Source organism: Halomonas marinisediminis, from assembly GCF_004347715.1.
Classification (GTDB): Bacteria; Pseudomonadota; Gammaproteobacteria; order Pseudomonadales; family Halomonadaceae; genus Halomonas; species Halomonas icarae.
The window spans coordinates 1-329 of sequence record NZ_SLTR01000143.1; the positions used below are offsets into that span (position 1 = coordinate 1).

The following is a 329-nucleotide window of genomic DNA, read 5'->3' on the forward strand; positions in this document are numbered from 1 at the left end:
CTTGGTTAGAAGGTGCTTGGAGTTGTCGTTGCCACCGCGTTCTTGGTTAATCAAAATACGACGTTTCACATCGGCGAATCGCACTTTATAAAATTCATCAAGGTTATTGGAAAATATACCCAAAAAGCGTATACGCTCTATAAGAGGCACCGATTGATCAGCCGCTTCTTGCAAAACACGCTCGTTGAATGACAGCCAACTTAACTCTTTTTCTATATATAGTTTTTCAGAACTCATCCTAAGACCCTTTTCCTCCTAACCATAAAAAAGTATAGGTTAGGTTAAGAAAAATAAGGCATTTTCATGACGTTAATATTGCAGATTGCCCT

The 329-nt window shown here is 38.6% G+C and carries 1 pseudogene; it reads right to left on the minus strand.

Going from position 1 to position 329, the window contains the following annotated elements:
• Positions 1-237 (minus strand): annotated as a pseudogene (locus E0702_RS16135) (polyphosphate kinase 1); the annotation flags it as partial.
• Positions 238-329: the final 92 nt, after the last annotated feature.